This is a genomic window from Acinetobacter sp. ABJ-A23_2 (genome assembly GCF_044538765.1).
Lineage (GTDB): Bacteria > Pseudomonadota > Gammaproteobacteria > Pseudomonadales > Moraxellaceae > Acinetobacter > Acinetobacter nosocomialis_A.
Genome location: NZ_JBIUCP010000125.1, coordinates 1 through 340, shown reverse-complemented (window position 1 = coordinate 340; position 340 = coordinate 1). Strand labels below are relative to the sequence as shown.

Below are 340 nucleotides of genomic sequence, written 5' to 3'. Positions count from 1 at the left end.
GACGTTACACCGGGTAGTCAAGTCACCTTAACCATCACAGGTCATGATCAAGCGGGTAACCCACTTGAGCAACAAGTGACTGCAACGGTTCAGCCAGATGGTAGCTATACAGCAGAAGTGCCGGCAGGCTTTGCTGATGGTGAGTTAACAGTGAAGGCAGACGCGGTTGACCGTAATGGTACACCGGTGAATGCAGAAGATAGTCTGGCAGGTCAAGGTGGTTTAGACCGAGTAGATGGTTCAATCACAGTTGATGTGGATACTCAGGGTCATATTACAGGTGGCACCACAGACGTTGCACCGGGTAGTCAAGTCACCTTAACTATTACAGGTCATGATC

General features: G+C 49.7%; 1 pseudogene. It reads left to right on the top strand.

Annotated features, from left to right (window positions below):
* A pseudogene (locus ACH63V_RS18150) lies at positions 1-340 on the top strand (hypothetical protein); the annotation flags it as partial.